At 65.4% G+C, this 25,285-nt stretch carries 37 protein-coding genes and 1 tRNA gene; 21 read left to right on the top strand and 17 right to left on the bottom strand.

Going from position 1 to position 25,285, the window contains the following annotated elements; all coding sequences use genetic code 11:
- Window positions 1-142 precede the first annotated feature (142 nt).
- Genes gpM through PKE72_RS13050 form a run of 3 tightly spaced genes read right to left on the bottom strand, consistent with a single transcriptional unit; the run spans window position 143 to window position 3,190 of the window.
- The gene (gene gpM / locus PKE72_RS13040; RefSeq protein WP_271165816.1) at window positions 143-1,156 is read right to left on the bottom strand and encodes a phage terminase small subunit; all 1,014 of its coding nucleotides are present in this window, start codon (window positions 1,154-1,156) and stop codon (window positions 143-145) included.
- 41 nt (window positions 1,157-1,197) lie between these two features.
- The gene (locus PKE72_RS13045; protein ID WP_271165817.1) at window positions 1,198-2,232 is read right to left on the bottom strand and encodes a phage major capsid protein, P2 family; all 1,035 of its coding nucleotides are present in this window, start codon (window positions 2,230-2,232) and stop codon (window positions 1,198-1,200) included.
- A 55-nt stretch (window positions 2,233-2,287) separates the two neighbouring features.
- Complete coding sequence (locus PKE72_RS13050; RefSeq protein ID WP_271165818.1) at window positions 2,288-3,190, bottom strand: GPO family capsid scaffolding protein; 903 nt, start codon at window positions 3,188-3,190, stop codon at window positions 2,288-2,290.
- A 159-nt stretch (window positions 3,191-3,349) separates the two neighbouring features.
- Here PKE72_RS13050 and PKE72_RS13055 point away from each other — a divergent pair, with 159 nt between their 5' ends.
- The 4 genes from PKE72_RS13055 to PKE72_RS13070 all read left to right on the top strand — a co-directional run bounded on the left by PKE72_RS13055 (window position 3,350) and on the right by PKE72_RS13070 (window position 7,743).
- Window positions 3,350-5,245 (top strand): terminase large subunit domain-containing protein, encoded by a 1,896-nt coding sequence (locus tag PKE72_RS13055; protein ID WP_271165819.1) that lies wholly within the window; start codon window positions 3,350-3,352, stop codon window positions 5,243-5,245.
- Complete coding sequence (locus tag PKE72_RS13060) at window positions 5,242-6,324, top strand: phage portal protein (RefSeq protein ID WP_271165820.1); 1,083 nt, start codon at window positions 5,242-5,244, stop codon at window positions 6,322-6,324. Before PKE72_RS13055 ends, PKE72_RS13060 begins: the two co-directional genes overlap by 4 nt.
- A 210-nt stretch (window positions 6,325-6,534) precedes the next feature.
- Entirely contained in the window at window positions 6,535-7,344 is an 810-nt protein-coding gene (locus tag PKE72_RS13065; protein WP_271165821.1) for a DNA adenine methylase, read from the top strand.
- Window positions 7,345-7,476: 132 nt separating this feature from the next.
- A complete protein-coding gene (locus PKE72_RS13070; protein ID WP_271165822.1) occupies window positions 7,477-7,743 on the top strand; it encodes a hypothetical protein in 267 nt (88 codons plus the stop codon).
- 330 nt (window positions 7,744-8,073) lie between these two features.
- Here the strand turns inward: PKE72_RS13070 and PKE72_RS13075 are convergent, their stop codons facing one another.
- The 4 genes from PKE72_RS13075 to PKE72_RS13090 form a co-directional block, all read right to left on the bottom strand.
- Window positions 8,074-8,289 (bottom strand): hypothetical protein, encoded by a 216-nt coding sequence (locus tag PKE72_RS13075; protein WP_271165823.1) that lies wholly within the window; start codon window positions 8,287-8,289, stop codon window positions 8,074-8,076.
- Complete coding sequence (locus PKE72_RS13080) at window positions 8,289-8,501, bottom strand: hypothetical protein (RefSeq protein WP_271165824.1); 213 nt, start codon at window positions 8,499-8,501, stop codon at window positions 8,289-8,291. The genes PKE72_RS13075 and PKE72_RS13080 overlap by 1 nt, the downstream gene beginning before the upstream one ends.
- 115 nt (window positions 8,502-8,616) lie before the next feature.
- Window positions 8,617-8,946 (bottom strand): stability/partitioning determinant, encoded by a 330-nt coding sequence (locus PKE72_RS13085; protein WP_271165825.1) that lies wholly within the window; start codon window positions 8,944-8,946, stop codon window positions 8,617-8,619.
- Window positions 8,930-9,610 (bottom strand): division plane positioning ATPase MipZ, encoded by a 681-nt coding sequence (locus tag PKE72_RS13090; protein WP_271165826.1) that lies wholly within the window; start codon window positions 9,608-9,610, stop codon window positions 8,930-8,932. The genes PKE72_RS13085 and PKE72_RS13090 overlap by 17 nt, the downstream gene beginning before the upstream one ends.
- A 174-nt stretch (window positions 9,611-9,784) precedes the next feature.
- Between PKE72_RS13090 and PKE72_RS13095 the strand changes: the two genes are divergently transcribed.
- Together PKE72_RS13095 and PKE72_RS13100 are read left to right on the top strand one after the other, a co-directional pair.
- Complete coding sequence (locus PKE72_RS13095; protein WP_271165827.1) at window positions 9,785-9,991, top strand: hypothetical protein; 207 nt, start codon at window positions 9,785-9,787, stop codon at window positions 9,989-9,991.
- A gap of 90 nt (window positions 9,992-10,081) precedes the next feature.
- Window positions 10,082-10,516, top strand: coding sequence for a type II toxin-antitoxin system HicB family antitoxin (locus PKE72_RS13100; RefSeq protein WP_271165828.1), 435 nt, complete (start codon window positions 10,082-10,084; stop codon window positions 10,514-10,516).
- A 287-nt stretch (window positions 10,517-10,803) separates the two neighbouring features.
- Here the strand turns inward: PKE72_RS13100 and PKE72_RS13105 are convergent, their stop codons facing one another.
- The 5 genes from PKE72_RS13105 to PKE72_RS13125 form a co-directional block, all read right to left on the bottom strand.
- Window positions 10,804-11,535, bottom strand: a complete 732-nt coding sequence (locus PKE72_RS13105) for a hypothetical protein (RefSeq protein WP_271165829.1) — start codon at window positions 11,533-11,535, stop codon at window positions 10,804-10,806.
- 352 nt (window positions 11,536-11,887) lie between these two features.
- Window positions 11,888-12,556, bottom strand: coding sequence for a hypothetical protein (locus tag PKE72_RS13110; RefSeq protein WP_271165830.1), 669 nt, complete (start codon window positions 12,554-12,556; stop codon window positions 11,888-11,890).
- Window positions 12,553-12,999 (bottom strand): hypothetical protein, encoded by a 447-nt coding sequence (locus PKE72_RS13115; RefSeq protein ID WP_271165831.1) that lies wholly within the window; start codon window positions 12,997-12,999, stop codon window positions 12,553-12,555. Before PKE72_RS13115 ends, PKE72_RS13110 begins: the two co-directional genes overlap by 4 nt.
- Before the next feature lie 930 nt (window positions 13,000-13,929).
- Window positions 13,930-14,160, bottom strand: a complete 231-nt coding sequence (locus PKE72_RS13120; RefSeq protein WP_271165832.1) for a helix-turn-helix domain-containing protein — start codon at window positions 14,158-14,160, stop codon at window positions 13,930-13,932.
- Entirely contained in the window at window positions 14,157-14,399 is a 243-nt protein-coding gene (locus PKE72_RS13125) for a YdaS family helix-turn-helix protein (RefSeq protein ID WP_271165833.1), read from the bottom strand. The genes PKE72_RS13120 and PKE72_RS13125 overlap by 4 nt, the downstream gene beginning before the upstream one ends.
- Window positions 14,400-14,411: 12 nt before the next feature.
- Between PKE72_RS13125 and PKE72_RS13130 the strand changes: the two genes are divergently transcribed.
- The 15 genes from PKE72_RS13130 (at window position 14,412) to PKE72_RS13200 (ending at window position 20,704) form a co-directional block, all read left to right on the top strand.
- Entirely contained in the window at window positions 14,412-14,837 is a 426-nt protein-coding gene (locus tag PKE72_RS13130; RefSeq protein ID WP_271165834.1) for a hypothetical protein, read from the top strand.
- A 238-nt stretch (window positions 14,838-15,075) separates the two neighbouring features.
- Window positions 15,076-15,258 (top strand): hypothetical protein, encoded by a 183-nt coding sequence (locus PKE72_RS13135; protein ID WP_271165835.1) that lies wholly within the window; start codon window positions 15,076-15,078, stop codon window positions 15,256-15,258.
- On the top strand, window positions 15,255-15,611 hold the full coding sequence (locus PKE72_RS13140; RefSeq protein WP_271165836.1) for a hypothetical protein: 357 nt from the start codon (window positions 15,255-15,257) through the stop codon (window positions 15,609-15,611). The genes PKE72_RS13135 and PKE72_RS13140 overlap by 4 nt, the downstream gene beginning before the upstream one ends.
- A gap of 26 nt (window positions 15,612-15,637) precedes the next feature.
- Complete coding sequence (locus PKE72_RS13145; protein WP_271165837.1) at window positions 15,638-15,940, top strand: hypothetical protein; 303 nt, start codon at window positions 15,638-15,640, stop codon at window positions 15,938-15,940.
- A 154-nt stretch (window positions 15,941-16,094) separates the two neighbouring features.
- Complete coding sequence (locus PKE72_RS13150) at window positions 16,095-16,301, top strand: hypothetical protein (RefSeq protein WP_271165838.1); 207 nt, start codon at window positions 16,095-16,097, stop codon at window positions 16,299-16,301.
- A 1-nt stretch (window position 16,302) separates the two neighbouring features.
- Window positions 16,303-16,587 carry a nucleoid-associated protein GapR gene (gapR, locus tag PKE72_RS13155; RefSeq protein WP_271165839.1) on the top strand — a complete coding sequence of 95 codons (285 nt, stop codon included), beginning with the start codon at window positions 16,303-16,305 and terminating at the stop codon, window positions 16,585-16,587.
- Window positions 16,588-16,589: 2 nt separating this feature from the next.
- Window positions 16,590-16,847, top strand: coding sequence for a hypothetical protein (locus PKE72_RS13160; RefSeq protein WP_271165840.1), 258 nt, complete (start codon window positions 16,590-16,592; stop codon window positions 16,845-16,847).
- The gene (locus tag PKE72_RS13165) at window positions 16,844-17,080 is read left to right on the top strand and encodes a hypothetical protein (RefSeq protein ID WP_271165841.1); all 237 of its coding nucleotides are present in this window, start codon (window positions 16,844-16,846) and stop codon (window positions 17,078-17,080) included. The genes PKE72_RS13160 and PKE72_RS13165 overlap by 4 nt, the downstream gene beginning before the upstream one ends.
- 89 nt (window positions 17,081-17,169) lie before the next feature.
- Window positions 17,170-17,568, top strand: coding sequence for a helix-turn-helix domain-containing protein (locus PKE72_RS13170; RefSeq protein ID WP_271165842.1), 399 nt, complete (start codon window positions 17,170-17,172; stop codon window positions 17,566-17,568).
- A gap of 119 nt (window positions 17,569-17,687) precedes the next feature.
- Window positions 17,688-17,939 (top strand): hypothetical protein, encoded by a 252-nt coding sequence (locus PKE72_RS13175; protein WP_271165843.1) that lies wholly within the window; start codon window positions 17,688-17,690, stop codon window positions 17,937-17,939.
- Window positions 17,939-18,082, top strand: coding sequence for a hypothetical protein (locus tag PKE72_RS13180; protein ID WP_271165844.1), 144 nt, complete (start codon window positions 17,939-17,941; stop codon window positions 18,080-18,082). Before PKE72_RS13175 ends, PKE72_RS13180 begins: the two co-directional genes overlap by 1 nt.
- Entirely contained in the window at window positions 18,082-18,642 is a 561-nt protein-coding gene (locus tag PKE72_RS13185; RefSeq protein WP_271165845.1) for a hypothetical protein, read from the top strand. The genes PKE72_RS13180 and PKE72_RS13185 overlap by 1 nt, the downstream gene beginning before the upstream one ends.
- A complete protein-coding gene (locus tag PKE72_RS13190) occupies window positions 18,632-18,844 on the top strand; it encodes a hypothetical protein (RefSeq protein ID WP_271165846.1) in 213 nt (70 codons plus the stop codon). The genes PKE72_RS13185 and PKE72_RS13190 overlap by 11 nt, the downstream gene beginning before the upstream one ends.
- Window positions 18,841-19,248 carry a hypothetical protein gene (locus PKE72_RS13195; protein WP_271165847.1) on the top strand — a complete coding sequence of 136 codons (408 nt, stop codon included), beginning with the start codon at window positions 18,841-18,843 and terminating at the stop codon, window positions 19,246-19,248. Before PKE72_RS13190 ends, PKE72_RS13195 begins: the two co-directional genes overlap by 4 nt.
- A gap of 217 nt (window positions 19,249-19,465) precedes the next feature.
- Entirely contained in the window at window positions 19,466-20,704 is a 1,239-nt protein-coding gene (locus PKE72_RS13200) for a site-specific integrase (RefSeq protein ID WP_271165848.1), read from the top strand.
- 62 nt (window positions 20,705-20,766) lie between these two features.
- Here the strand turns inward: PKE72_RS13200 and PKE72_RS13205 are convergent.
- From PKE72_RS13205 to surE, 5 genes are all read right to left on the bottom strand, one after another.
- Window positions 20,767-20,843: transfer RNA gene (locus tag PKE72_RS13205), tRNA-Val, on the bottom strand.
- A gap of 32 nt (window positions 20,844-20,875) precedes the next feature.
- Window positions 20,876-21,151 (bottom strand): HU family DNA-binding protein, encoded by a 276-nt coding sequence (locus PKE72_RS13210; protein ID WP_271165849.1) that lies wholly within the window; start codon window positions 21,149-21,151, stop codon window positions 20,876-20,878.
- Between the two features lie 110 nt (window positions 21,152-21,261).
- Window positions 21,262-23,658, bottom strand: a complete 2,397-nt coding sequence (gene lon / locus PKE72_RS13215) for an endopeptidase La (RefSeq protein WP_271165850.1) — start codon at window positions 23,656-23,658, stop codon at window positions 21,262-21,264.
- 181 nt (window positions 23,659-23,839) lie between these two features.
- Complete coding sequence (locus PKE72_RS13220) at window positions 23,840-24,484, bottom strand: protein-L-isoaspartate(D-aspartate) O-methyltransferase (protein ID WP_271165851.1); 645 nt, start codon at window positions 24,482-24,484, stop codon at window positions 23,840-23,842.
- Window positions 24,481-25,275: a 5'/3'-nucleotidase SurE gene (gene surE, locus PKE72_RS13225; protein WP_271165852.1), complete on the bottom strand. Its 795-nt coding sequence runs from the start codon at window positions 25,273-25,275 to the stop codon at window positions 24,481-24,483. Before surE ends, PKE72_RS13220 begins: the two co-directional genes overlap by 4 nt.
- Between the last annotated feature and the right edge of the window lie 10 nt (window positions 25,276-25,285).

A 25,285-nucleotide genomic window follows, 5' to 3' on the forward strand; every position in this document is an offset into this window, starting at 1 on the left:
CTGGTGTGCCGCCTGCCGACGGCATCTCTTTCGTTTCATCGCCCTGGCTACGGCGGTGGGGGGGCTGGTCGGACGCTGCAGACGGGCGAACCCACTGTTGTCGGGCCAACCCCCGCCGCCGAGCGCCGGGGGGCGAGCGGGTTCAGCCTTCCTCTTCCGAGGCGGGCGGGTTCTGTTGGTCGGCGGCCGAGATGGCGTCGCCCAGGGCTGCCACAGCTGCGGCGGCGGCGTCGTCGGATTCCGAGTCGCCATCCTCGGCCTTGCCGAGCGCCTTCTTCAGGCGAGTGACGTCGCCCTTCACACCCGAGCGGGGATCCAGTTGTATGGCGCGAAGGTAGTGTTTCAGGGTTTGCGCCTGGCGCACGCGGACGTCGTCCTCGTCCTCGAGGTCGGCGCCGGCCAAGATGGCCCGGCCGATGGCCTTCTGCAGCTTGGCCGTCACTTCGTCGGGCATGTCGGCGTCGACGGCCGCGATCAGATCCTCGACCATCGGCAGGACCGCGTGCGGGAATGGCTCGGCGGCGTCGTCGGCCAGGTCGTAGGACGCGATGGCGGCCTCGGCGATCTGTTCGACGATGAACACGGCCGGGGTCCGCTTGACGTGCGCCGGCATCTCCAGGCCGTAGCGGAGCACATGCTCGGCCATCGGCAGGGCCGTCATGTAGTCGCCGACGTCGATGGTCCACATCAGGATGGTGGTGAAGATCGAGTCCAGCGGGCCCCGATCGCCACGACCGCTGGCCAGAATGCCGTTGCACCAGTCGCGATAGTTCGGGAGCAGCTCGCGCTTCAGTTCGATCTTGCGCTCCTGGGACTGGAGCTGCTTCAGGCGACGCTTGTCCTCCTGAAGCATGATGAGGGTGTTGGCGGCAGCGCCCTCGAGCTTCGGATCGTTGGCGGCGGTGAGATCCAGGTGGACGCCGGCGGCGGCCAGAACCCTGCCGGCCGAGGAGGCGATTAGGAAGGAACGCCGACGCGCAGCCGGCGACAACCGGCCAGGCACGGGCGCAGGCACCGATGGCGCCGGCCGGAACGCGGGCTTGAATGTTGCGGGCCTGGCCGTGGCCAATGCTGCCGCCACCTCGGCCGCTTTCTCGGCGGCCAGCTTCTCGGCGGCCGCTTCAGCTCGGGCTTTGGCGCGTTCGGCGGCGCTCATCGACGTTCTCCTGGTGGGTGTTGGGGTTGGTGGGACGGCGATTACTCGCCGTCCTCGACGCCAACCTCGATGTTCTCGATCAGCAGTGCGAAATCGTAGTTTTCGACGACGTAGGCCTCGTTGACCGACTCGTAGGTCTCGACCCGGTTGCGCTTGGCGTTGTCGACGATCGTCTTGCGACGGGTGCCTTCCTGCTCGTAGATCGACAGGTTATCGAGGCGCGTCACCAGAATGGTCCCGGCCGGGAAGAAGGGCACCTTGACCGCCTGCAGGCCGCCCAACTGCTTCTTCGACAGAAGGATGTCGGCGGCGACCTTTTCGGTCGGCTTGTCCTCCCCATCGACCATGGGGAAATACTTCTCGTGCAGCAGGCCGCTGCCGACGATCGCCACCAGTTCGGTGTCGCCCTGGACCCATTCAGGCAGGAACTTCGCCACGGCGTCGTAGACCAGGGCGTCGAGGTTGCGATAGTCGCTGCCGGTCGGCGCCACGACGATCTTGTCGGGGGTCGCGCCCTCGGCGAAGACGTGCGTCGGGCGGTTGACGCGGATCTGCTGGAGCCAACCGATGTTGACGTCCTGAAGCAGAGGATTGGCCACGCGGTCGGTCTGGACGGCGGCGATGATGCCGTTCCAGCCGATCATGATGCGGTCCCGAGCCTGCTGCTGCAGGGTCTGGTTGCGCATGCGGAGCTGGAAATCCTTGAACTTCGCCCAGAGATCCAGCTTGGCGTACCCGACATGGGTGTCGAAGTTGGTCTGCTTGCACTCGAAGCGGTCGGCATCGAGCGTGGTCGGATCACGGGTTTCGCGATCGCGGGCGTTGGTGTCGGTGCGGCCAGCCAGAGTGCCGGCGACACCCAGGCCGAGCTTTTCGCCAGACTGTTCGTCGACAGGGACGACATTGATCATGCCCAGGAAGGCGGAGCTCTCGGCCTGCTTGTCGATCAGGACCTGTTGGACCGACGGGTCCACAGCGAACTGCTTTTCGCCGAGGACGGTGCTTTCAGCGACGCCGTTCAGATCGGCCTGGCGGCTGAGCCAGGTGGTGTAAAGGAGGCGGGTTTTCGTCTTCATCGGGTTCAGGTTCCGTGACGGGCGTCGGGAGGGGATCGGTGGCGCGAGGGGCGGATCAGCAGTCGGTCAGCTCTTGACCCTCGCCGCCGCCGGTGGCGGCCGGGCGCTGGCGATAGTTGCGGTCGGGGGTTTGCTCGACGTCGCGCTTGATGGCGGCGTGCTCGCTCTCGATCTTGGCGAAGCGGGCGTTGATCTCGCCGCTCTGGGTCGCCAAGGCCTGGGTGAACGACTGGCCGAGTTCCTTGAGGCCTGCGGACATGGCGGTAGCGAACGCGGTCAGGTCACCGCCCGGGTTGGCGGGATCGGCGGCGGGCGGCGCCTTGGGCTCGGCGCCCTTCATCGCGGAAGTGAACTTGGCGACGATCTTGTCGATCACCGAGTCGGCGCTTTCGACCTGGGCGCCTTCCTCGGCGAACTCGATCGTGGTGGCGAAGGCGGCCGAGAACAGGCAGGTCTCGTGCTTCTTGCGGCTGTCCAGGTCGGCCTTGCGGATCTTGGCGAAGGCGTCGTCGGTGCGGGCTGAAAACTGCAGGGCCTCGACGCCCAACGAAGCCGGGCTGTCGGTCGCGGCCAAGCCCATCAGATAGGCCTTGCCGGTCCCCGAGAAGTTGGGCTCGACCTCGATCGAGGTGAATTTCTTCTGATCGGCCGCGAGATAACCCTGCAGGGTCTCGTTGCCCTCGATCTGCGCGTACAGTGCGAGGCGCTTCTCGGTCTTGCCGCCGATCTCGATGTCGTCGTCCTGGACCTTCAGCGCGACGACGTCGCCCAGCGCCGGGAAGGGCCCGGCGGCCGAGGCGTTGCGGAAATGCTCAACGTTCACCCGAGCGGTGTAGGTCGCCGGGTTGTAGTTGGCGGCCATGTCGCGGAGCCATTGCGGCTCGATCGTGCGGCCGTCCGACGCGGTCAGGCCGGCGACGGCGATGCGGGTGAACTTGGTCGTCAGCTTCTTGGACATCGGGCCTCGGGCGATCTGCAGGGCGGCCGGTCGATCCGGCGAATGAGGCTGCAGATCACCGCCTGATCGCCTCTCGTCTCAAGGCGGGCCTGTTGTGCTGACGCGTCTGACAACAGCGGGCCGTCAGAAGCGGGCGATGTCGCCGGTAGCGTCCGCCGCATGAGGACACGGCCGAAAAAGAAGGCGGAGCAGACGGCCGGCGCGGACGACCTAGGCGCCCTGCTGACCGAATGCGGGGGTTTCGGCTTCCCCGTCGCCGCACTTCTGGACGAGCGCCGGGCGGCGAAGTTTCTTTATTGGTCGTTCTGGCGACTGACCGACATCGCCAAGCTTCTGAAGCAGCCTGAAGGCACCATCGCGAGCTGGAAGAGCCGCGACAAATGGGACGAGGCGTCCCCTCTCGAGCAGATGGAGGGCGTCACCCACGCCCGGTACATCGCCCTGACGATGAAGGCCCAGAAAACGGGTCTGGACTTCAAGGAAATCGACGCCCTGCTCCGCGCGGCCGAGCGTCTGGCGCGCCTGCGCCGCTACTCGGTCGAGGGCGGCAACGAGACCGACCTCAATCCCAAGGTCGCCAATAGGAACGCGGGCCCGAAGAAGAAGCCCCAAAAGAACCGCATCACGCCCGACCAGGTCGAGATCCTGAAGGCGACGATGCTGAAGCGCATGTTCGGCTACCAGCTCACCTGGTGGTCGAAGGCGGATCTGCGGTCACGCATGATCCTGAAGAGCCGTCAGATCGGTGCGACCTACTATTTCGCGCTCGAGGCGCTGATCAAGGCGCTCGAGACCGGCCACAACCAGATCTTCCTGTCCGCATCGAAGGCGCAGGCCCATGTGTTCCGGGGCTATATCCGTGCCTTCGTCCTGGAAGTGATCGGCGTCGAACTGAGCGGCGATCCGATTCTGATCGATCGCGGTGAAGACGAGGACGGCACGCCGCTCGAACAGCCAAACCTGATCTTCCTGGGCACCAACGCCCGGACGGCCCAGGGCTATCACGGCGATTTCTACTTCGACGAATTCTTCTGGGTCTTCGGTTTCGAGACGCTGAAGAAGGTCGCCAGCGGCATGGCGATGCAGAAGAAGTACCGAAAGACGTACTTCTCGACGCCCAGCTCCGTGATGCACGAGGCCTATGCCTTCTGGACCGGCCTGGAGTGGAACAAGAAGCGCGCGAAGGACAAGAGGCGCGACTTCGACGTCACCTGGGCGGCGACGAAGGACGGCCAGATGGGCGCCGACCGGATCTGGCGCCACATGGTGACGATCGAGGACGCCGAGGCCCAGGGCTGCGACCTGTTCGACATCGAGGACCTGCGCGACGAGTATTCCGGGCCCGAGTTCGACAACCTCCTCATGTGCGGGTTCGTCGACGATACGCTGAGCGTCTTCCCCATGACGTCGCTCACGCCGTGCATGGTCGACGGCGAGGACGCCTGGGACGACGTCGATATGGCGCGCATTACCCTGGGCGCGGGGCGCGCATACAGCGGCGAGGTCTGGCTATCCTACGACCCGAACGGCAACGGCGAGAACGCCGACGCCGCAGGCCTGGTCGTCGTTGCGCCGCCGGCGCGCCCGGGCGGGAAGTTCCGGGTCCTGGAGCGCCAGCAGTTCAAGGGTTCAGACTTCACCGAACAGGCCGAGGTGATCCGCGCCTATACGCAGCGGTACCGGGTTTCGAAGATCGACATCGATGGGACCGGGATAGGCGCCGCGGTGGCGCAGCTGGTCCGGACCTTCTTCCCCAATCTGACCGAGCACCGATACGATCCCATCCTGAAGACGCAGATGGTCTACAAGGCCCTCGACGTCATCGGAAAGCATCGCCTCGAGTACCACGTCGAGTTCCGAGACCTGACCGGCGCCCTGATGTCGATCCGCCGCACCACGACGGCGAGCGGCCGTCAGGTCACCTATGAGGCGAGCCGCACCAAGGATAGCGGACACGCCGACCTCGCCTGGGCTCTGTTCCAGGCCCTGTTCAACGAGCCGCTAGCGGCCGGGATCGGCGGCGCCGCCAGATCCAGTGTGGAGATTTCCCGATGACCATGGCCCTGCCCTCGCGCGGGCGCGCCCTTGCGCGTGCCCGCTCCTCGTCCAGCTTCAGCCGGCCAATCGAGGGCGAGATCTTGCCGACGACCAGATCGGCCGAGCCGATGGCCTTCAGCCTGGGCGACGCGGAGCCGATACTGAACCGCCGCGAGTTGCTCGATCACCTGGAGTGCTGGCCGGTCCAGGGCGTCGGAGGTCGGTATTACCAGACCCCGTTGCCGCGCGATGTCTTGAGCCGCACGGCCAATGTCACCTCCCACCATTCCAGCGCCTTCCGCGTGAAGGTCAACCAGCTGCTGCGCGACTTCATTCCGTCATCTACCCTGGACCTCACGACGTTCGAGGGCCTCGTCCTCGATCACCTGGTCTTCGGCGACTATTTCGTCGAGCGCATCAACAACCTCGGCGGCAGGCCAATGAAGCTGAAGCGTAGCCTGGCTCGCTTCACGCGCGTCGGCGTCGAGCCCGGCAACTACGTCTTCCTCAACGGGTTCATGCGGGAGCACTGGTTCGAGAACGGATCCGTCTTCCACGGCATGCAGCCCTGGCTCGACCAGGAAATCTACGGCGTGCCTGAGTATCTTGGCGGGCTTCAATCGGCCTGGCTGAACGAAGGGGCGACCCTGTTCCGTCGGCGCTTCTTCCTGAACGGGGCGCACGCCGGCTTCATCATGTACGTCGGCAAGGGCGGTCTGCAGGAGGACGACGCCGAGAAGATCAAGGCCGCGATCCGAGACACGAAGGGCGTCGGGAACTTCAAGAGCCTGTTCGTCCACCTGCCCCAGGGCGAGAAGGATTCGATCCAGATCCTGCACCCGGGCGAGGCGGCCGCGAAGGATGAGTTCGTCGGGATCAAGGACGTCACCCGCGACGACATCCTGGCCGCACACCGCGTGCCGCCCCAGCTGCTCGGCATCATTCCGAAGACGGCGGGGGGGTTCGGCGACGTCCAGAAGGCCGAGGAGGTGTTCTATATGACCGAGATCATCCCGCTGCAGCGTCGTTTCCTCACCATCAACGAATGGCTGGGCGTGGACGTCGTCCGGTTCAAAGAGCGGGTCTATCCGGCTTAGGCCTGTTGTCGTACCCACCCGCACAACAACGGCGACTGGCTTAGCCGGGCGGCGTCCAGGATCTGGGCGTCGCCCTCGTTTCTAGAGGCGGGGGCCGGGCGTTTGCCGCGCCCGAGCCGCCGAGCCGTAACTCAGCACGTCCAGGGGTGCACGCCCCTTTCGCCCCGCCACCGGCCTGACCGGCGCGGCGCAAATACTGTTGAGTCGACCATGAACGCAATCACCCTTTCTCCCGTCACGCCGGTGCGCCCGATCGCACCCTACATCGGCGGCAAGCGCAACCTGGCGCGCCGTCTGTGCGCCCTGATCGAGGCCACGCCTCACACCACATATGCCGAAGCTTTCGTCGGCATGGGCGGCGTCTTCTTTCGCCGGCAGTCCCGGCCGAAGTGCGAACTGATCAACGACTGGTCTGGCGACGTCGCCAATCTGTTCCGCTGCATGCGCGCCCACCCCGGCGCCCTCGTTGACCTGGTCGCGCTGCAACTCCATTCGCGAGCCGAGTTTGATCGAGCGGTGCGCGAGGATCCCACCACACTGACCGACCTGCAGCGCGCGGCGCGGTTCGTCTATCTGCAGAAGACCGCGTTCGGCGGGAAGGTGAACGGTCGCCACTTCGGCGTCAGCCTCGGGCGCCCTGCCCGCTTCCAAGCCAGCACCGTCGGTGATGACCTACTGGCCGCCGCAAAGCGCCTCGAGGGCGTGACGATTGAGCAGCTCGGATGGTCGGAGTTCATGGCCAGATATGACCGGCCGGACGTGCTGTTCTATCTCGACCCACCGTACTTCGGCTGCGAGGACGACTACGGCGACGGCATGTTCGGGCGCCAAGAGTTCGGCGCCATGGCCGAGCAGCTTGCCGTACTGAAGGGCCGGTTCATCCTATCGCTGAACGATCGGCCGCAGGTGCGCGAGATCTTCGCGCGCTTCCAGGTCGAGACCGTCGGGACGCACTATGGGCTCGCCGGCCAGGGCGCCCTGCCTGCGTCAGAGGTCATCATCACCGGGGGCGGCGCCTAAGCCTCTCGGCCGGGCCGCTCCCCGCGCGCCCGGCCGAAATCTTAAATGAGAACATTACAAGAACATTTTTGCTTTGCGGCGCGGCGGCTCTGGCATACAGAAGTCGCTGGGTCGGCACGCCCGAGATCGAGAATGAACAAGAGCCAGTACCCCGACGACACCACCATCGACGACATACAATCAGGCGACCAGCTGTCGATGACGTGCGAATGCGGTTGGTCCGGCGAAATCGCCTGGGCGCTGCTCCCTCAGAAGCAGAAGTTCACGCCGCTGCGAGACTTGCGTCGGAAGATGGTCTGCCGCCGCTGCGGCGCGCGTTCGCCGAGGGTGGTGATCAAGGGGTTCCAGGGCCCCGGCTCCGCCCTGTATACGCGCTGGACCTGGCCGCCGGTCGCCTGAAGGCCCTCTCGAGCCCCCGGGCAGCCCGGGAGGGGCGCCACCCCGGTGCCGCCCCGAGGATCGCGCTTTTCCCCCCGCCTCGCCTGGCCGCTTTATGGGTCGCAATTATTGCACTTCACCAGTCTCGCCGGATCCTTGTCCGCCGGGGCTGGATTAGGTGTCTCGCTGGGGGCTCCGGTCTTGCAGTTTCTTGCGGCCTCGGCGTGTTTTCAGGCGCGCACGTCCAACTGCCGATGAACAGCCGCTGATACTCGACCAGCGTCATCGGCAAGTCCCGCGCGATCTCCGTGATCTCCTCATACTCGTCGAACCAGATCTTCGGCGGCTCGCTCATTTGCGTTCCTCCAACGCCTTAGCGACCTCGCTCGCCGTCGACGCGACGATCGCATCATACTGCTTAATAGTCACCCAGCAGGCCCAACGAGAGAAGACGGCCGAGGTCTCGGTCACTTCGAGTTCGTCGCCGCTCTCCGGATCCTTGATCGTCGTTCCAGAGGGAACGCGATGAACCTTGAAAGCAAACAGTGAGTCGAACAGGCCAAGCATCAGTACCCTCTCCGGATCTCGTGCTCGAGCGTCTGGCGGGTCAGGTCCAGGTGCGCGTCTAGGGCGGCGGAGGCTGCGGTGCGCGCCTCCTCAGCCGCTTTGCGATCGCCCGACCATACGTGAGCGCCGAATTCTACAATCTTGGCGTCCATCATCGCTCGGGCCGCCACCGACTGAAGCATCACGTCAGTGTAGGGCTTGCGGCGGTCCACGGTCAGCCTCCCAGGCCAAGGAACAACCGCCGGAGATCGGCCGCCACTGATTTGGGCGCGAGATCCCAGGCCGCTGAAATCCTGGCTTCGACGTGCACATCTACAACTGGCAGCCTCACGACTTATCCTTCCGATCCAAGGCATCGACGGCTCGCTCGAACAGCTCGTTCATGCTGATCCCGGCTTCGTCAGCCATGGCCGCGAAGCGGGCTCGGTTTTCAGGCGTGACTTTAAGGTTCAGCTGGGCGTTGCGGCCGGTGCGGTAGCGGCGCTGGGTGTCGCTGGGGGCGCGGACGGAGGCGCCGGAGCCATAGCCTCCCTCCTCAGCGACGCGGCGCGCGGCCTCGGGATCAGGCCGGGCGATCGGGCGCGGCTTGAAATCGCCGGCGCCCAGGTCATCGGTCGAGCCGGGGGCCGGGCCGAAGGTCTTACGCCGCTCGTTCATGCTCGAGATCCTTCAGCACCTGGACGACCTCGGCCGCGAAGGCGCGGGCGTTGGCGACGGCCTTGTCTGGACTGGATACCTGACGGCTATCCAGTAGCTCAAGGGTGCCGCCGAAACTGAACATGGCCTTGAACGCCTCGCGCTCGACCAGCTGGGTTTCGAAGGTGGCGACGCCGGCGTCCGCGAGCTCGACCTTCAGGTGACGCAGGGTGCGGGTTTGAATGGCAGTCGATGTGCGAGTGAAAAGAATCCGCGTTGCGATCCGCCGACGCGCGGCGCGCTCCTGGTTCGTGACCTGGACAAGCGCGCGTTGGGCTTGGTCCGCGTCAAGCTGCGACGCCTGCAGGGGTATGATGACCAGGTCGGCCGCGCTGATCGCGAGCGACGAGATGACGTTCGCGGTGCCCTCGGGGTCGATGAGGACGAACGGGGTCCGCCGCGCGACATCGTCCAGGCGGTCGTAGAAGTTGGCGTCCGTGATGTCGGAGATCACCTCGATGTTCGCAGGAAAGCCCGGCGCCTTTGACCAGGTCACGATGGGCTGGTTCTTGTCTGCATCGATGATGGCGACCGGAGCGTTTCGCGCCAGCTGGGTGGCCAGGACGGCGAGTGACGTTGTTTTTCCGGCGCCGCCCTTTGGCGACGACATGGTGATGACCGGCACGGCAAAGACCTTTCAGCTAGTGGATAGCTAACAGCTAGTGGATAGCTAACAGCTAGTCGATAGCTAATAGCTAGTCGATAGCTAATAGCTAGTGGGTAGCTGATTGGTAGCTAAATGCGGACATTCTCGCCCGCGCCGCTTGACTGCGGACATTTTTGACCGCATACAAGATCCATGAACCGCAGCGCCTTCCTTCGTGACCTGAAAGCCTACTGCCGCAACGCCGGCGTCGAGTATCGTTTCGACGCAGCACACGGCAAGGGCGGCCACGGTCGCGTCTACGTCGGCGAGAAGTTCACGACGGTGAAGTCCGGTGAGATCAGCAATGTGGTCAAGCAAGGATTGTTGAAACAACTCGGATTGCCAAAAGACGCCTTCTAACAGGCCGACGATGAAAAGGCCGCACCAACGGCCTTCGACGATGATGACGATGACAGGCCGCCGCCAACGGCCGATGAGGAGAACGAGCCGATGACGGCATTTGCATACCCCGCTCAAATCGAAGAGCAAGCGCCAGGCGAGTTCCTGGTCACCTTCCGCGATATCCCGGAGGCCATCACCGGCGGTCCCACGCTGGCCGAATCATTCGCCCTGGCGGTCGACGCGCTGGGCGTCGCCATCGAGGGCTATCTGATCGACGGCCTGGGCGTGCCCGATCCGACCCCGGCCGAGGCCGGCGAGTTCGTGGTTCCGCTGGAACCGGCGATCGCCGCGCGCGCCGCCCTGGAGACGACGATGCTGCGCGCCGGGGTTTCCGGCCGGGCCCTGGCCGATCGCATGGGCAAGGATGAGAAGCACGTCCGCCGGATCCTATCAGGCTCGGCCAAGATGGATCAGACGCTCGAGGCGCTGCGCGTCCTGGGCGTCCGGCCGTCTCTGTCGTTCGAGCCGCCGCTCGCAGCTTGATCGCGGATCCTCGCCGGATCACGTGGCCTGGCCGGCGGGGTCAATAGGACGCGGCGGATCCCGCCGAACCCGTCCAGTTCGAGCCGCGCCGCCCCCCGCGCGCCCGGTTCAAACGCTATGACCTGGTGCCCTGCCCTGAGCGTCGCATGGATGGCGGCCTCATAGGCCAGCCGCCGGCCGCCCCCGCGTCCCTCGAAGATGGTCATCATGATCATCGTCTCCGTGGAATTTTAGAATGGGCATCATACCCGTTCTCGATCCCAGGGGCGAACGGGCGCCTGAGGCCGTCAGGCGGCGGGTGCTTCGTCCGGTTTGAACTCAGGGAGGGTCAAGCCAGCCGCTTCAGCAGCTGCGGCAAATTTGGCCAGGCAATGAAGGTTCGACAGCTGACCGCGCTCGAGTTCCGCCTTTACCTCAGCGAACGCGGACGGCCGGCTGTCGCCGTTCACGACCTTGGCCAACTTCGCCATGGCGTCGCCCTTGATGAAGGCCGTGGTCGCGCAGGCTTCGCGGGCGTCCAAGAACGCTCGTTTCACATCGCCTTTCGCAGATTTCGGCGGATCGATATCCTGCATCAAGAGCATAGCCTGGTTGCATTCGTCCTCGGCCCGTTGGACCGCCGGATAGGCCGCGTACATGTCGCCTGTTCCGACGATCTCCCCCGCCCGGCGAAGCGGGGCGTCACAGCGATCCATCACCACTTTGGTCGCACCCCAAACGGCGTCGAATTCGGCCTGGGTGACGCCGACGGGCTGCTCGACCTTGGCAACCGCCGCCGCCGCCCGCGCGCGATCCTCCTGATCTTTCTTCTGCTGCGCTTCGCCCGCCGCCTTCATCTCGGGCGACATGGTGGCGCCGGCCGTGATGGCGCCACCCCAGAACATCACGAACGACGCCGCCAGGATCGCGGCGCCGACGCGGCGCTTGGTGATGGGCGGTATGGGCTTGATGACCAGGACCAGGCCCGCGATCCCGGCCGGGATCGAAATCAGAAAGACGATGAGCGCCAAAGCAAACATATACACTCCCCCAAGTTGCGCCCTCTTTGCACACCTCCCAGCGTTCGGGCAATCCGGCGCCTGCCGCGTGCCCCGAAATTCGAAACCCCTCCGCCCTCGCCTAGCCCACATACAGGCGAACAGACGCCGTCGGCGGCCGGTTGGCACGCGACAGCGTGGGTCAATGAGGCCGAGCACTGCTCGGCCCCCTGTTGTGAGGGGGAGGAAAACCGCCGTCGGCGGTCGTTGTGATCCTGGGAAATGTTGTCGCGCGTCCTAGCGCGACGCCTTTCATCCCTTGATCAAGTGGTCGAGCGACTAGCTCGACGCCTTCTAAATCTATGAGAGCCCGGATTCAGAGCCCTCAGGTGATTCATATTCGACTTTTACGACCGACCTGGGGGCCGCGCTCGCTTCGCTTGGCGGCCGAGGCCTTCATGGCGCGGAGGCTGGCCTGCATTGCCTCAGGCATGGACGCCCAGCGGGCTTCGTCGTCCTCTTCAGCCTTGCGGGGCGCAAGTACCTTGGCGGCCGCCTCCAGGGCTTCCAGGGGCGCTTTCATCCAATAGGCGTTCGATGTCTGTTGCACCTGGTCGCCACGCGCGCCTTCCCGGCCGGTGAAGACCCAGCGCCGACGCCAGTCCAGGAAGCCGTGGCGTTTCAGCTGGGCCTTCCAGGCGTGGATGGTTTTCAGGGGTACGTTGAGCGCCTTGGCCAGCCACTTCACGGATGGCTCGAGGCGACCGCTTCGTTTGGTGGCGATGCCGATCAGTACCTCGGCCAGCCGGATGGCGCCGAAGCTAATGCCGCCGACGTCTGTCTTATTCCTCGGCGCACAGCCTGTCCGCTCACCCTTGCGGCGCTGCTTCTCGGCGTGGATCCGGAGCGCCAGCAGGATCTTACGGCCCTCGGCCCAGCTGATCGGCCGCCAGTTTTCGCCACCGGCCGCCTGGCTGTTGCGGCGGACGGGAGAAAGGGTGCGGCGGCTCTCAGGTTCCGGCCGTCGACGCCGGTGGCTGTGGTCGATCGGGATAGCCGTCATGTCGGCTCGCCTTCGGCCAACTGGTCAGCATCGAGCGACGTGCGGAAGGTCCGGGCCGCGTCCTCGAGCTTCTGCAGGCCGGACGCCAGCTCCCGCTTCTCGATCTCGCTGAGATCCCCGTCGGCCAGGGCGTCCTTGGCCGCCTCCCACAATCGGAAGGCCGAGATATGCACCTGGTCAGCCGAGGCGCCGACGCAGGCGATGGCGTCGGCTCGGCTTGACTCCTTGGCCATCTCGAAAAGGAAGCCCGAGTAGACCGGATTCCCGCACTTCTTTTCCAGCGCCTCGATGACGTCGGCGGGCATGAAGGCCGGTTTCTCATAGTCCCGGTATGCGTAGAGGGCGGATCGTTCGACCCGCGTTATCGGCTTGCAGCATGCATCGACGCCGCCGCAGGCGTCGATAAGCAGGCGCGCCAGCAGCGTGTGCTGTCGTGCGTTCATGGTGGATTCGGTCCTTGCGAATCCGCCTGACGGCAGAGCTTCTCGGGGCGCACAGATCCGGTCGCCGCAGCGCTACCGCCCGGCGTTTTGGAATGAGCAAACCCGATGCCCGTCCGTAAGACGGCCATGGATGGCTGTGATGGGGGCAAGCCGCCCGCACGCGCCGCCGCTGGCGATCACGATCAGCGCTGCAGAAATCCGCCCCCGGCGGGTTCACAGGGCTGTCCGGCATGGCCGTCAGGCGGGCGAAGCGGGTGCTTTGCCGATGTGGGTCTGGCGCTGATCACGCTGGGGGGCCTGGCCCCTCTCGCGGTCCAGGCAGAGCCTCGCCAAAAGCCGGTGACGAAGAGCGGTGAGCCGGGCGCCGCGGCGTCGGCCGAGCAGCCGGGCGCGCCCGCGCAAGCAGGTTTCGTTAACCTTCGGGACGAATCGGGAACTCAGCGAAAAGAGACCGGCGCCGGGGGGCTGAAGCTGCGTCTGAAAGCGGCTCAGCACGGTGTCCCTGTTGAGACGGGGGACGCGGACGCTTCACTGAAATTGGTCGCCCCGTCGTCGCTCCGGAGGGGGACCGCTGGCATGGCGGTTGCGACGACGGGGCTCTCACCAGCGCCGGTCAGGCTGACGGTGGCGAGGCCGAGGGCGAGGGACGCGTGGTCCGTTCGCACGAAGGTCAGAAATGAACTGCTGGTTTTGCCGAGGTCTGTCGGCTTCACCAAGACAACCTCGTCAGGGCTAGCCGTATCGTACCCGATCCAGACCGGGTCTGGCGGTGGAGCGGCTAGTTCGTCGGCCAGCTCCAGGAGCTCAGCCTGGGACAGGGGGAGGTGGAGGAGCGCGATCGGCGAGGCGAACGGCCTCAGACAGAAGCCGGCACCCTGGCAGTCGGGCCAGGCGCTGTCATCGCAAAAGTCGCCTCCCCCGATCGCCATCCTAGGACGTCCGAGACCTGTCGGCCTCGGCGAGCCACTCAGCGATTTGCCTTGGGTCGCGGTCCTGCTGTTCGGCGATCTGACCGTGGGTCCAGCCCTGGGCATGGAGACGGATCGCCTGGCGACGATCTACCTCGGTGATCCAGCGCGTGATGGACGGGCCGATCAGGGCGCCGAGGCCGAAGGCGGCCGCCAGGGCGACGGCGGCGAGGGCGGGTTCGAGGGGGGTCATGCCGAGGCCCCGGTCTGGGCGTCGGCCCGGATGACGCGGACATCGTGTAGGTCGGGGCGAAGGTCCGCGACGCGCACGGCGCCAGTGGTCAGCCGATCAATGGCGATCGCCAACTCGGCCGAGACCCGTTCGCGCTTGGTCTCTAGACGTGAGACATGCGCCTTCGACCTCAATCCGAGTCGGTCAGCAAGGACGCTTTGCGTCCAACCCTTTGATTTTCGCCACGATGGTAGGTCCATAAGGGCGGAAGTTTGGTTTTTCTCAACCGCGAGTCAAGCGGAATTGTTGAGATGATCACAAACGACCGCCGCCGCCGAACAGGTCAGAGTCGTTTGGTGGAGAAGAACTGGTTCCTTCAGCAGTGGCTCGACCACTTCAACAAGCGGCAGGCGTCGCTGGTAAATGAACTCGGCTGGGACAAATCCCGCGCCAACTTCGTCTATCATGGAAAGCAGCCCTACCGACGCGACCTGGTGAATGAGATAGCCGCCTGGCTTCAGATAGAGCCTTACGAACTCCTCATGGACCCTCAAGAGGCCATTGCCATTCGGTACCTGCGCGCCGCAGCGCGCTCCATCTCGGAAGGATCGCCCCTTCCTGCTTCGACGGACCCCGCCCCCAAGGCCGGCCGCTCACCGAATGCCCGCCGCACCAAGCCCTCGATCAAAGCCGCATAGGTTTTCGCCACCACTACCTTAGCGGAGCGCCCTCACATCGAATGAGCGCGCCCAATTGGCCGTGACTCACACCAACCTGACCGCGCGCAAACCGCCACGATCTGACACTGCACCCGCCACCTCGCCCTTTGGGTTGGTTTTTCCAAACTTCGTAGTTGACTCTTAATGTTTGGATTTGCCAAACTCCCCTCACGATTGAGGGAGAGAGCCGTTGCCTGCAACCAGAAGCATGACGTTCATGACCATCGCCAAACGGGCGGGGATGAATGACGTCGAACAGGCGCGACAGGCTCTGTTGCGGCTCCGCCACGAGTGGAAAGCCTTAAGCCAGACGTTGGACGGGCAAACCTACGCCCTTCTGAACGACCTTGACGCCCTCGAGCGCAGCATCGCCAAGATCGACCTGGGCGACGGGCAATGACCGCGACGCCCTTCCTGATCCGCCGGTACTGCAGCTGCGACCTAGAGCGCATCTGCCGCTGTGATCTGCCGAGGACGCTGAGCGGCTGGACCGTCGGCAAACTGAGCCGCCTGAGGCTGGCCATGCGGGAACATGGATCCCTGTCCACCGCGGCCGCGGAAGTCGGCGAGACGCTGCACCGCGCCAACGTCGCCCTCGACACCATGCTGGGCAAGACGCCCACCCAGGCGCTGGCCGCGCTCGAGGCTAAGGCCTCCCGCGACAAGTACCAGGCTGAACAGCAGGCCACGCTGCAGGCGCTGTCGTCGCCCGTGGTCCAGGAAGCGCTGGCAGCCTTGAGGCTGGCGTCGTGAAGCGCTCGGACGAAGCGCCCTTCAGCATGACCCGCACCCAGGTGCTGGCGACGCTGACATCCCATGTGCGCCTGATGCGAGAGACGAAGACCGGCGACGCGCTCGCTGACCTGCTGAACCTTGCCTATCCCGATAATCCGCCATTCCCGGATCTCGGCTTCGGTGACGATCTGAACACCATCCGCTCGAACGTCGAATCGGTCCTGGACGGCTGGACCCGCGTCGGCAGGCTGAATGTGGAAGGCGCGGCGCCCTACCGCGAAGCGGGTTTGGCGCTGGCTTTCGTCCTCGGCCGAGCCGAGCAAGCCGCGCTGCAGGCCGCCTCCTGATGTCCGGGCCGGCACCCATCGACTGCCCGCGCTGCGGATCCAAGTCGCTGAACCCAATCACGCTGGTTTGCAGCTGCTCGGCCGAGTTCAACCCGCAGGGATACGCCTTCTGGCGCGCCCTCCCCACCCACCTTGCCTTGAGGACGATCCGGTCATGACCACAGACAACACTATTCATCTTCGCCATTTCGCGGTCCGTCGCTCAGGCGGCGGCATGACCGTCACAGGCAAGGACACCGCCGGCATTGAGCAGAAGTTCACGGAGGTCGTTCAAATCTACAGCGACGAAAACAACCACTACGGCGGAAGGCCCTTCTTCTTCGCCACGAAGGGCGGCCATCGCGTCGAGCTTGGGGCCTGACGTGGCGTTCGATGCTCCTGACGTTGGCTTTGACGCCTCGCCCGACGTCCTGACGGCCACAGCCCAAGGTCGGCTGCGCACCATCATCGAGCGCCTGGAGCGCCTCGAGGAGGACAAGCAGGCCGTCATGACCGACATGAAGGAGGTCTTCGCTGAGGCCAAGGGCGAGGGCTACGACGTCAAGATCCTGCGCAAGGTCATCCGCATCCGCAAGCAGGACAAGGCGAAGCGTCAGGAAGAGGACGCGATCCTCGATCTCTACCTCTCCGCCCTGGGAGAGGTCTGATCATGGCCTGCACCTGCCTCGACGACTTTGACGCCAAGCTGGTCGACCACAACACGCGGATCGTTCGGACCTTCGTCCTGCGGCCTACCGCCCTCGAGTTTCCCAAGATCGCGGTCGAGAAGATCAACCCTCGCAACCGCGCAATCGCGACCGCTGTCCCGACCTACTGCCCATTCTGCGGCACGGCCTACGCCCTCGACGGGGGCAAGGTCGAGGTTGCCGGACAGCCCGCAATCGACCCGGAGCAAGAAGCCCCATGACCCACAACATCATCCGCAGCGAGGCGGGACGCCCGCTGCCCCACGTCCAGATCCGCACCGGCTACGGCCGCCGGCGTCGGCGCGCCGCCGGCAAGCAAATCTTCACCGCACACCTGGCGGCCGCCGGTATTGGCATCGCGGCAGGCCTGGCGGACGTCGCAATCGGACAGCCGTTCTGCATCGTCCTGATCGGGGTGGCCTATGGCGCCTGGTGCTTCTGGCCCAGCCGCTGATGCGCCGTCGCCCTGTCCTGCTGACCTTCGTTCTCGCCTACTGCGCCGCGATCGCCGTGGTGCTCATCCTTCAACTGCAGAGGTAGACCATGTCCGACTTACCCGACCCCTTCGACGTCGCGCTCGGCGCGCGTATCCGTAAACGGCGCGAGGCGCTGAAGGTCACTCAGGCCCAGCTCGCGGCCGCCGCAGAGGTGACGTTCCAGCAGATCCAGAAGTACGAGCGCGGCGTGAACCGCGTCAGCGCGGCGAGGCTCGCCCTGATCGCAGCCTTCCTTCAAGCGCACCCGGCCGACTTCTATGGTTACGCCGATCAGGCGGCGGACGCCGGCGACCCGCTGAGCCAGCTCCGCCGCACCCATGACGGACTCGAGCTGGCCGACAGCTTCGTCAAGATGTCCGAGGATCACCGCCGTTCGTTGATCAGCATCGTTCGCGCCATGACCGGCCCCTCGGCCGGCGACCTGGCTCGGATGGCGGCCGCCTGATGCGCGCGCCGGCCGACGCCCGGATCTGCCGCGCCTGCGGGTGCTGGCAGCTTCAAGCCTGCGAGAGCGGTTGCGCCTGGTTGTCGGCCGACCGCTGCACGGCGTGCCCAGACGCGCCTTTGATCCATCCTATCCGGCCGGTTCATCTGGAGCACGCCACGATGGAGTTGCGCGGTACCGTCAAGGACGAGACCGGGGAAGACCGTCTGCACGTCGCCCTGGAGTTCCCATCGATGGTGCTGGTCACACGCCACGACAAAGCCGGCCGGTATATCGGGCCGCGTCTGTTCGTTGGGGAGCAGGAGCTCCTCACCGGCTTCGCCTACGCCGAGGCGGCCGAGCTGCTGAACAAGCGGAGGCTGGCCGCCTGATGTTTGATCCGATTCCTGAGCACCATCCGCGACTGATGGTCTGGGCCAACGCAATGCGCCGGTCCGGCGTCACGGCGAAGTACATTGCCTGGCTGTTCAACGTCGAACTCGGCGTTCTCATTGAAGCAGGGATGGAACCCTGATGGCCCGGCCGATGATCGACTTTGCCTGGTTGAAGAACCTGCAGGCCCGCAAGGGTCGTCAGTTGACCACGTGCGAGACTCCGGCGGGGACCGTCCATGTCGACGGCCAGCCAGACGCTTTCGTGGCCGCCCTGATACGACTGGCCGAGATCGGGCAGAAGCTCGAGGTCGCCACGGCAGCCGCTGCAACAGCGCCGGGAGCGAAGGTCCCGACGCCCAAAAGTTCCGTACCATTGATGAGGTCTCAAGCCCCGCCTTCACCACAGGATGAAGAGACCCTCACCCGCGCGCACGCAGCGTGGATTATGGCGCTGGGACAGATGCCCGACAGCGTCGAGGTAGTCATGACCAATGAGCAGGCGCGAGCAGCACTGAAGATGGCGATTGAAGCCACCTACAGAGTTTCCGTGGACGACATCGCCCGATTGGTCGATCCGGCCGCCTACTGCGCCGACGTTGCCATGGACGACGCCACCCGATCATGGAGCCTAGAGGAGGCGCGCGAAAAGGCGCTGCGGATCCAGAGGCTGTTTTTCGGGAGCATCCAGCATGGCGCGTAGGAAGTTCACCAAGACGGACGTCCGCGCCGGCTGCTTCGTCTGCAACGGCGCGGATCCACGCTGGACCGGCAAGAACGCGATGGCCCTAGCGGCTCGTCATCACGACGCCACCGGCCACAACACCTGGGCGGACCAGGTGCTGATCATCCGCTACGGCGACGCCGCCGACGCCCACCCCGATCTGTTCGAAGAGGCCGCATGATGCGCCTAGATCTCGCCCAGCTTTCACAGCGCCTGGTGCACGTCGTCGTCGGCGGCAAATCCCTGCGAGACCGCCGCGCGGCCGACCGCCGCCGAGCGATCTACCACAACGCTTTCGGCCTCCGCGCCGACGCCGCCTGTCTGCTGGACCAATTAGCCCAGGCGAACGGCCGGCTGGTCCACCTCCAAGACGCCGCCCGTACTATCGGCCGTCGCGGTCAGGTTCTCGACATGCGACCGAGGCCGCCCGAGATCTGCATGATCGAGATCCGTGAACGCCTTGGGGCGGATGCGATCGAGACGGTGCGCGCTGTGAGCTGGCGCCTAACGCCGCTGGGCCGGCTGCGGACCATGCGCGCGCGCGGAACCCGTTTCACGACGGAGAAGATCGGGGCAAACGGATGACTGCGCGTCGCCGCGACCGCTCTATTGATCGACCGCTCCCCTCGGATTGGTCAGATGATGATCCCATGACCCTACCAGAAATTGTGGCGGTGTTTTCCGGCGTCTATCCCTGCGCGGTGTCCACCCTGCGCCTCGAGATCGGACGTGAGCGCTTGACGGCCTCCTATGTCGGCGGCGCCTATTACGTCACCCCAGCGAATCTCAAGGCTCTGTTTGCATGCCCCGTCCCTCGAAAGGCCCGCGCCTCTATCTTCGAAAAGGCAGGCGGCGGCCCGACGGCGTCACCATCCCCGATACCTACTGCATCCGAGACGGCACGGTCGAAATCGGCACAGGCTGCGGCCCTGATCGCCGTGAGGGCCCTGGCGGGGCGGACGAGCAACTCGCCCTCTACATCCTCCAAAAGAACGCCAGTGCTGTCGAGCAACCCACCGACCGGGAGGTCGAACGACGCCGCAAGAGTGATCCAGATCAGGTCTACGTAGCGGAGGTCCTGGCCGAATACGCGGCCGGTCCCGCCACACGCCTATCCAATCCGGCCAAGGAGGCGAGCTTCATCGCCACCCTGCTCCCCAGGTGGGAAGGCAGGGTGTTGTCCGATGTGCGTCGATCGAGCACCGAGGCGTATGTCGAGACGCGGATCCTGGACCCGATCAAATCCTACACAAAGGATCCGGCGAACGCGCCGCGCGTCAGCGACCAGACAGCGAGGCGCGAACTGGAGTGCCTATCGACGGCGATCGGGAAGTGGCACGAGGAGCATCATCTCCGCGTCGTTCCAAAGGTCGTCCTGCCTGCGAAATCGGAATCGCCCCGCGACGCCTTGAGCAGACGCGAGGCCGCTCGGCTGCTCTGGGCCTCCATGGGCTGGCGCTGGGATGAAAAGGTGACGAACCCAAGGACGGGAGCGCCCGGACGGTGGGTGAGGCCGTCGACCAACGCGCGGACCAATCGGATGCACCTGCGCCGGTTCATCCTGATCTCTCTGTACACCGGCTCGCGCTCGGGCGTGACGGCCGCCGCACTATGGGAAGAGAGCCCGGCGCATCCCTGGGCGAACGTAGACGCCGGCGTCATGTACCGGCGCGCTCGAGGCCAGCGCGATAAGCGAACCAAGCGCCGCCCCGTCGTGAAATTTCCGAAGCGCCTGCAGGCCCACATGGAAAGGTGGCGACGCCTCGACGAAAAGGCGGGCGTCACCGCCGTCATCCACTTCGGCGGCGAGCCGGTGTTGCGGGTCAAAAAGAGCTTCGCCAGCTGCGTCAGCGACGCCGGGCTCGATAAGGGCGTGTCACCGCATTATCTGCGCCACACCTGCGCGACCTGGTTGATGGAGCGCAACGTCGATACCTGGGACGCCGCCGGCTTCCTCGGCATGTCGCCCACGACCCTGCTGAAGCACTACGGCCACCATCGGCCGGACTATCAGAACGACGTCGCCGACAAGTTTGGGTGACGGTTTCTGGGAACATTTCTGGGAAATAGCCGCACAGCATTCCCCAGAAAGCCCGGAAACGGTGGTAGGCGGCGACGGGTTCGAACCGCCGACCCTCTCGGTGTAAACGAGATGCTCTGACCAGCTGAGCTAGCCGCCCTTGAACCGAAGCGGGCTTATGCCCTGCGGCCGTCAGCCGTTCAAGGCGCTTTTCAGACCCTCGCCGGGGCGAAAGCGCGCGGTGCGAGAAGCGGCGCGGGCTATGGCCTCGCCCGTCTGGGGGTTGCGGGCCACCCCGGCCTTGCGATCCACCGGGCTGAAACTGCCGAAGCCGATCAGCTTGACGTCTCGCCCCTGGGTCAGGGCCTCCACCACGCCCTCAGTGAAGGCTTCGAGGGCCGTCTTGGCCTGATCGCGGCTGATGTTCGCGGCCACGGCCATGCGGCCGATAAGTTCGGCTTTTGTCATGTCGTTCTCCCCTTGACCGTCAGTAAACGGCGGATTGGCGCTCGCGTCAAAAGCGAAAACGCCGCCGACACGAATGTCGGCGGCGTTAAGCATTCGACTTAAGTCGCGGCTCAGTGGCTGACGGTCGCCGTCGCCCCCTCCAGCGGTGGCACGGGCGCCGGCAGGGGCTCAGCGGCTTCGTCCCATTCGACCGGGGTCAACGGGCCAATCAGGGCCCATTTCAACGCTTCGTCCGCCGTAGAGATCGGCACGATCTCCAACGCCGACTTCACATTGTCGGGCACGTCGGCCAAGTCCTTCTCGTTCTCCTGCGGGATCAGCACCGTCTTGACGCCCGAGCGGAGCGCCGCGAGCAGCTTCTCCTTCAGGCCGCCGATGGCGGTGACCCGGCCGCGCAGGGTGATCTCGCCGGTCATGGCGATGTCCTTGCGGATCGGGATCCCCGTCAGGACCGAGACCATGGCCACGGTCATGGCGACGCCGGCGGACGGACCGTCCTTGGGCGTGGCCCCGTCCGGCACGTGGACGTGGATGTCGGTCTTCTCGAACACCGGCGGCTTAACGCCGAAATCGAGCGCGCGCGACCGGACGTAGGAGGCGGCGGCGGAGATCGACTCCTTCATCACCTCCTTCAGATTGCCGGTCACGGTCATACGGCCGCGGCCCGGCATCTTGATCGCCTCGATGGTCAGGATGTCGCCGCCGAACTCGGTCCAGGCCAGACCGGTGACGATGCCGACCTGATCCTCTTCGTCCGTCTCGCCGTAGCGGAACTTCTTCACGCCCGCATAGTCGGCCAGCTTGTCCGCATCGACGGTGATAGAGGCGACCTTGGTCTTGGCCATCTCGCGCACGGCCTTGCGAGCCAGACCGCCCAGGGCGCGTTCCAGCGAGCGCACGCCAGCTTCACGGGTGTAATAGCGGATCAGGTCCCGGATCGTCTCTTCCGGAATGATCAGTTCGCCCGCTTTCAGACCATGGTCGGTCAGCTGTTTGGGCAGGACGTGACGCTTGGCGATCTCGACCTTCTCGTCCTCGGTGTAGCCCGAGACCCGGATGATCTCCATCCGGTCCATCAGCGGCTGCGGCATGTTCAGGCTGTTCGCCGTCGTCACGAACATGACCTGGGACAGGTCGTAGTCCACCTCCAGATAGTGGTCGCCGAAGGTCGAGTTCTGGGCCGGGTCCAGCACCTCGAGCAGGGCCGAGGACGGGTCGCCGCGCCAGTCGGCCCCCAGCTTGTCGATCTCGTCCAGCAGGACGAAGGCGTTGGTGGTCTTGGCCTTCTTCATCGACTGGATGATCTTGCCGGGCATGGAGCCGATATAAGTCCGGCGGTGGCCGCGGATCTCGCTCTCGTCGCGCACGCCGCCCAGCGACATGCGGACATATTCACGCCCGGTCGCCTTGGCGATGGACTTGGCCAGCGAGGTCTTGCCGACGCCGGGAGGGCCGACGAGGCAGAGGATCGGCCCCTTCAAGCTGCCGGTGCGGGCCTGGACGGCCAAATATTCGATGATCCGTTCCTTGACCTTCTCCAGGCCGAAGTGGTCCTCCTCGAGGATCTCCTCCGCCTTGACCAGATCGATCGGTTTCTGCTTGGCCTTGCCCCACGGCACGGACAGCAGCCAGTCGAGATAGTTCCGGACCACGGTCGATTCCGCCGACATCGGCGACATGTTGCGCAGCTTCTTGACCTCGGCCTCGGCCTTGGTGCGGGCCTCCTTGGACAGGCGCGTCTTCCGAATGCGCTTCTCCAGCTCCATGATCTCGTCGCGCGCGTCGTCGGTCTCGCCCAGCTCGCGCTGGATCGCCTTCATCTGCTCGTTCAGATAATATTCGCGCTGGGTCTTCTCCATCTGGCGCTTCACGCGCGAGCGGATCTTCTTCTCGACCTGGAGGACGGAGATTTCACCCTCCATCAGGCCATAGACCTTCTCCAGCCGCTTGGGCACGTCGATGGTTTCGAGCAGGCCCTGTTTGTCGGCGATCTTGACCGACAGATGGGCGGCGACCGAGTCCGCCAGCTTGGAGGCGTCGGTGATCTGGGGGATGGAGCTGAGGGCCTCGGGCGGGACCTTCTTGTTCAGCTTTACGTAGTTCTCGAACTGCTCGACCACGGCGCGCAGCATGGCCTCGGCCTGGGAGGCCTCGCCCGGCTCGTCCTCGATCTCGACGGCCTCGGCCTCGAAATACTCCTCACGGTCGGTGAAGCGGGTCAGGCGCGCGCGGCCCTTGCCCTCGACCAGGACCTTGACGGTGCCGTCGGGCAGTTTCAGCAACTGCAGGACGCTGGCCAGCACGCCGATGGGATAGATGGCGTCGGGCGACGGATCGTCGTCGACGCTGTTCTTCTGGGTGGCCAGAAGGATCTGCTTGTCGCCCTTCATGATCTCATCGAGGGCCTTCACCGACTTCTCGCGGCCGACGAAGAGCGGCACGACCATGTGCGGGAAGACGACGATGTCGCGCAGCGGCAGGACGGGCAGGATCTTGGATTCAGTCATGGATGCGTACTCCTGGGCCATTGATGATCGCCGGCCCGCCGCCACGGTCGCCCGGGCAAGAGGCCCGACCGGCGCATGACGGCCCGTCGATTCCGACGGCGTTCGGATGAGTATGTGGTTTGAAACCGCCCCGGTTCAAGCGTGACGGCGGAACCGCCCACATCTGCGTGGTTGAAACGCCTCACCCTTCCTTCGCCGTCCCCTCCACCAGGGGCACGAACCGCACCTCCGTCAGGCTCTCGCGGTGGAACGACCCGTCGCCCTGTCCGACATAGCGGTGCAGCATCTGCACCGAGGTCCGGCCCACCGGCGCGACCAGCACGCCGTTCGGCTTCAGCTGTTTCAACAGTTCGGTCGGCTCGCCGGGCGAGGCCGCCGTCACCATGATCCGGTCGAAGGGCGCCTGTTCGACCCAGCCCAAACCGCCGTCGCCGTGTCTGGTGATGACATTGTCGATCTCCAGCGTGCGCAGCTTGGCCTCGGCCTCGACCAGCAGGCTGCGATACCGCTCCACCGAATAGACATAGCGCGCCAGCCGGCTCAGCACCGCGCACTGGTATCCGCTGCCGGTGCCGATCTCCAGCACCCGGTGGCGGGGCTGGACGTCCAGGGCCTGGGTCATCAGGCCGACGATATAGGGCTGGCTGATGGTCTGGGCGCAGTCGATGGGCAGGGCCTGGTCTTCCCAGGCCTGATCCAGGAATTTCTCGTGCACGAAGACCGCGCGGTCGATGCTCTCCATCGCGCCCAGCACGCGGGGGTCCGTCACCCCCTGCTGGCGCAGCGACAGGATCAGCCGTCCGGCGCGGTCGTCGTGCAGGTTCATGCGGCCTTCACCACCGCCTTGGGCGGCGCCCCGCCCAGCACCTTCTTCAGGTCATGGACGCTGGCCATATGGGTCAGGTCGATGTGCAGCGGCGTGACCGAGATCCGCCCCGCCTCGATGGCCCTCAGGTCGGTGCCCTCGGCATGCTCCTGCTTCTCGCCGCGGAAGCTCATCCAGTAGTAGTCCCGCCCGCGCAGGTCGGTGCGCCGCACCGCATGCATCTCGCCCACGTCGCGGAAGCCCTGGGTCGTCACCTCGATCTGCTCGACCCGTTCGGGCGGCAGATTAGGGAAGTTCAGGTTCATCACCACCCCATTGGCCCATTTCTGGTCCAGCAGCTTGGTGATGATCGCCGGCGCAAAGGCCTCGGCTGTCTCCCAATGGGCGACCACCTCGTCGTGGAACCGCTCCAGGCTCTGGCTCAGGGCGATGGAGCGGATGCCGAAGGCCATGCCCTGCAGGGCGCCCGCCACCGTGCCGGAATAGCTGACGTCCTCGCCGATATTATGCCCCCGGTTCACGCCGGACAGCACCAGGTCCGGCCGCTCCGGCATCAGGTCATTGACCGCCAGGATGACGCAGTCGGTCGGCGTCCCCGTCACCGCGAACCGTTTCTCGCCCAGCTTATGCACCCGCAGCGGCTCGCTCAGGGTGATCCCCCGCCCCTTGGCCGACTGTTCGACGGCGGGCGCACACACCCAGATGTCGTCGCTCAGCGTCCGCGCGATCCGCTCAAGGGATTCAAGACCTTCTGCCTCGATTCCGTCGTCGTTTGTCAGGAGGATCCTCATGCCACAACGC

Source organism: Brevundimonas intermedia (genome assembly GCF_027922165.1).
GTDB classification, from domain to species: Bacteria; Pseudomonadota; Alphaproteobacteria; order Caulobacterales; family Caulobacteraceae; genus Brevundimonas; species Brevundimonas intermedia.

Excerpts from the sequence above, each read along its gene's own strand:
- PKE72_RS13105 (WP_271165829.1), bottom strand. The coding sequence starts at position 11,535 with ATGTTTGCTTTGGCGCTCATCGTCTTTCTGATTTCGATCCCGGCCGGG.
- PKE72_RS13200 (WP_271165848.1), top strand. The coding sequence starts at position 19,466 with ATGCCCCGTCCCTCGAAAGGCCCGCGCCTCTATCTTCGAAAAGGCAGG.
- lon (WP_271165850.1), bottom strand. The coding sequence starts at position 23,658 with ATGACTGAATCCAAGATCCTGCCCGTCCTGCCGCTGCGCGACATCGTC.
- PKE72_RS13185 (WP_271165845.1), top strand. The coding sequence starts at position 18,082 with ATGGCCCGGCCGATGATCGACTTTGCCTGGTTGAAGAACCTGCAGGCC.
- PKE72_RS13140 (WP_271165836.1), top strand. The coding sequence starts at position 15,255 with ATGACCGCGACGCCCTTCCTGATCCGCCGGTACTGCAGCTGCGACCTA.
- PKE72_RS13045 (WP_271165817.1), bottom strand. The coding sequence starts at position 2,232 with ATGAAGACGAAAACCCGCCTCCTTTACACCACCTGGCTCAGCCGCCAG.
- PKE72_RS13110 (WP_271165830.1), bottom strand. The coding sequence starts at position 12,556 with ATGACGGCTATCCCGATCGACCACAGCCACCGGCGTCGACGGCCGGAA.
- PKE72_RS13180 (WP_271165844.1), top strand. The coding sequence starts at position 17,939 with ATGTTTGATCCGATTCCTGAGCACCATCCGCGACTGATGGTCTGGGCC.
- PKE72_RS13100 (WP_271165828.1), top strand. The coding sequence starts at position 10,082 with ATGACGGCATTTGCATACCCCGCTCAAATCGAAGAGCAAGCGCCAGGC.
- PKE72_RS13170 (WP_271165842.1), top strand. The coding sequence starts at position 17,170 with ATGTCCGACTTACCCGACCCCTTCGACGTCGCGCTCGGCGCGCGTATC.
- PKE72_RS13210 (WP_271165849.1), bottom strand. The coding sequence starts at position 21,151 with ATGACAAAAGCCGAACTTATCGGCCGCATGGCCGTGGCCGCGAACATC.
- PKE72_RS13085 (WP_271165825.1), bottom strand. The coding sequence starts at position 8,946 with ATGAACGAGCGGCGTAAGACCTTCGGCCCGGCCCCCGGCTCGACCGAT.
- PKE72_RS13075 (WP_271165823.1), bottom strand. The coding sequence starts at position 8,289 with ATGCTTGGCCTGTTCGACTCACTGTTTGCTTTCAAGGTTCATCGCGTT.
- PKE72_RS13070 (WP_271165822.1), top strand. The coding sequence starts at position 7,477 with ATGAACAAGAGCCAGTACCCCGACGACACCACCATCGACGACATACAA.
- PKE72_RS13050 (WP_271165818.1), bottom strand. The coding sequence starts at position 3,190 with ATGTCCAAGAAGCTGACGACCAAGTTCACCCGCATCGCCGTCGCCGGC.
- surE (WP_271165852.1), bottom strand. The coding sequence starts at position 25,275 with ATGAGGATCCTCCTGACAAACGACGACGGAATCGAGGCAGAAGGTCTT.
- PKE72_RS13165 (WP_271165841.1), top strand. The coding sequence starts at position 16,844 with ATGACCCACAACATCATCCGCAGCGAGGCGGGACGCCCGCTGCCCCAC.
- PKE72_RS13095 (WP_271165827.1), top strand. The coding sequence starts at position 9,785 with ATGAACCGCAGCGCCTTCCTTCGTGACCTGAAAGCCTACTGCCGCAAC.
- PKE72_RS13120 (WP_271165832.1), bottom strand. The coding sequence starts at position 14,160 with ATGACCCCCCTCGAACCCGCCCTCGCCGCCGTCGCCCTGGCGGCCGCC.
- PKE72_RS13190 (WP_271165846.1), top strand. The coding sequence starts at position 18,632 with ATGGCGCGTAGGAAGTTCACCAAGACGGACGTCCGCGCCGGCTGCTTC.
- PKE72_RS13150 (WP_271165838.1), top strand. The coding sequence starts at position 16,095 with ATGACCACAGACAACACTATTCATCTTCGCCATTTCGCGGTCCGTCGC.
- PKE72_RS13220 (WP_271165851.1), bottom strand. The coding sequence starts at position 24,484 with ATGAACCTGCACGACGACCGCGCCGGACGGCTGATCCTGTCGCTGCGC.
- PKE72_RS13145 (WP_271165837.1), top strand. The coding sequence starts at position 15,638 with ATGACCCGCACCCAGGTGCTGGCGACGCTGACATCCCATGTGCGCCTG.
- gpM (WP_271165816.1), bottom strand. The coding sequence starts at position 1,156 with ATGAGCGCCGCCGAACGCGCCAAAGCCCGAGCTGAAGCGGCCGCCGAG.
- PKE72_RS13125 (WP_271165833.1), bottom strand. The coding sequence starts at position 14,399 with ATGGACCTACCATCGTGGCGAAAATCAAAGGGTTGGACGCAAAGCGTC.
- PKE72_RS13115 (WP_271165831.1), bottom strand. The coding sequence starts at position 12,999 with ATGAACGCACGACAGCACACGCTGCTGGCGCGCCTGCTTATCGACGCC.
- PKE72_RS13160 (WP_271165840.1), top strand. The coding sequence starts at position 16,590 with ATGGCCTGCACCTGCCTCGACGACTTTGACGCCAAGCTGGTCGACCAC.
- PKE72_RS13065 (WP_271165821.1), top strand. The coding sequence starts at position 6,535 with ATGAACGCAATCACCCTTTCTCCCGTCACGCCGGTGCGCCCGATCGCA.
- PKE72_RS13135 (WP_271165835.1), top strand. The coding sequence starts at position 15,076 with ATGACCATCGCCAAACGGGCGGGGATGAATGACGTCGAACAGGCGCGA.
- PKE72_RS13055 (WP_271165819.1), top strand. The coding sequence starts at position 3,350 with ATGAGGACACGGCCGAAAAAGAAGGCGGAGCAGACGGCCGGCGCGGAC.
- PKE72_RS13195 (WP_271165847.1), top strand. The coding sequence starts at position 18,841 with ATGATGCGCCTAGATCTCGCCCAGCTTTCACAGCGCCTGGTGCACGTC.
- PKE72_RS13060 (WP_271165820.1), top strand. The coding sequence starts at position 5,242 with ATGACCATGGCCCTGCCCTCGCGCGGGCGCGCCCTTGCGCGTGCCCGC.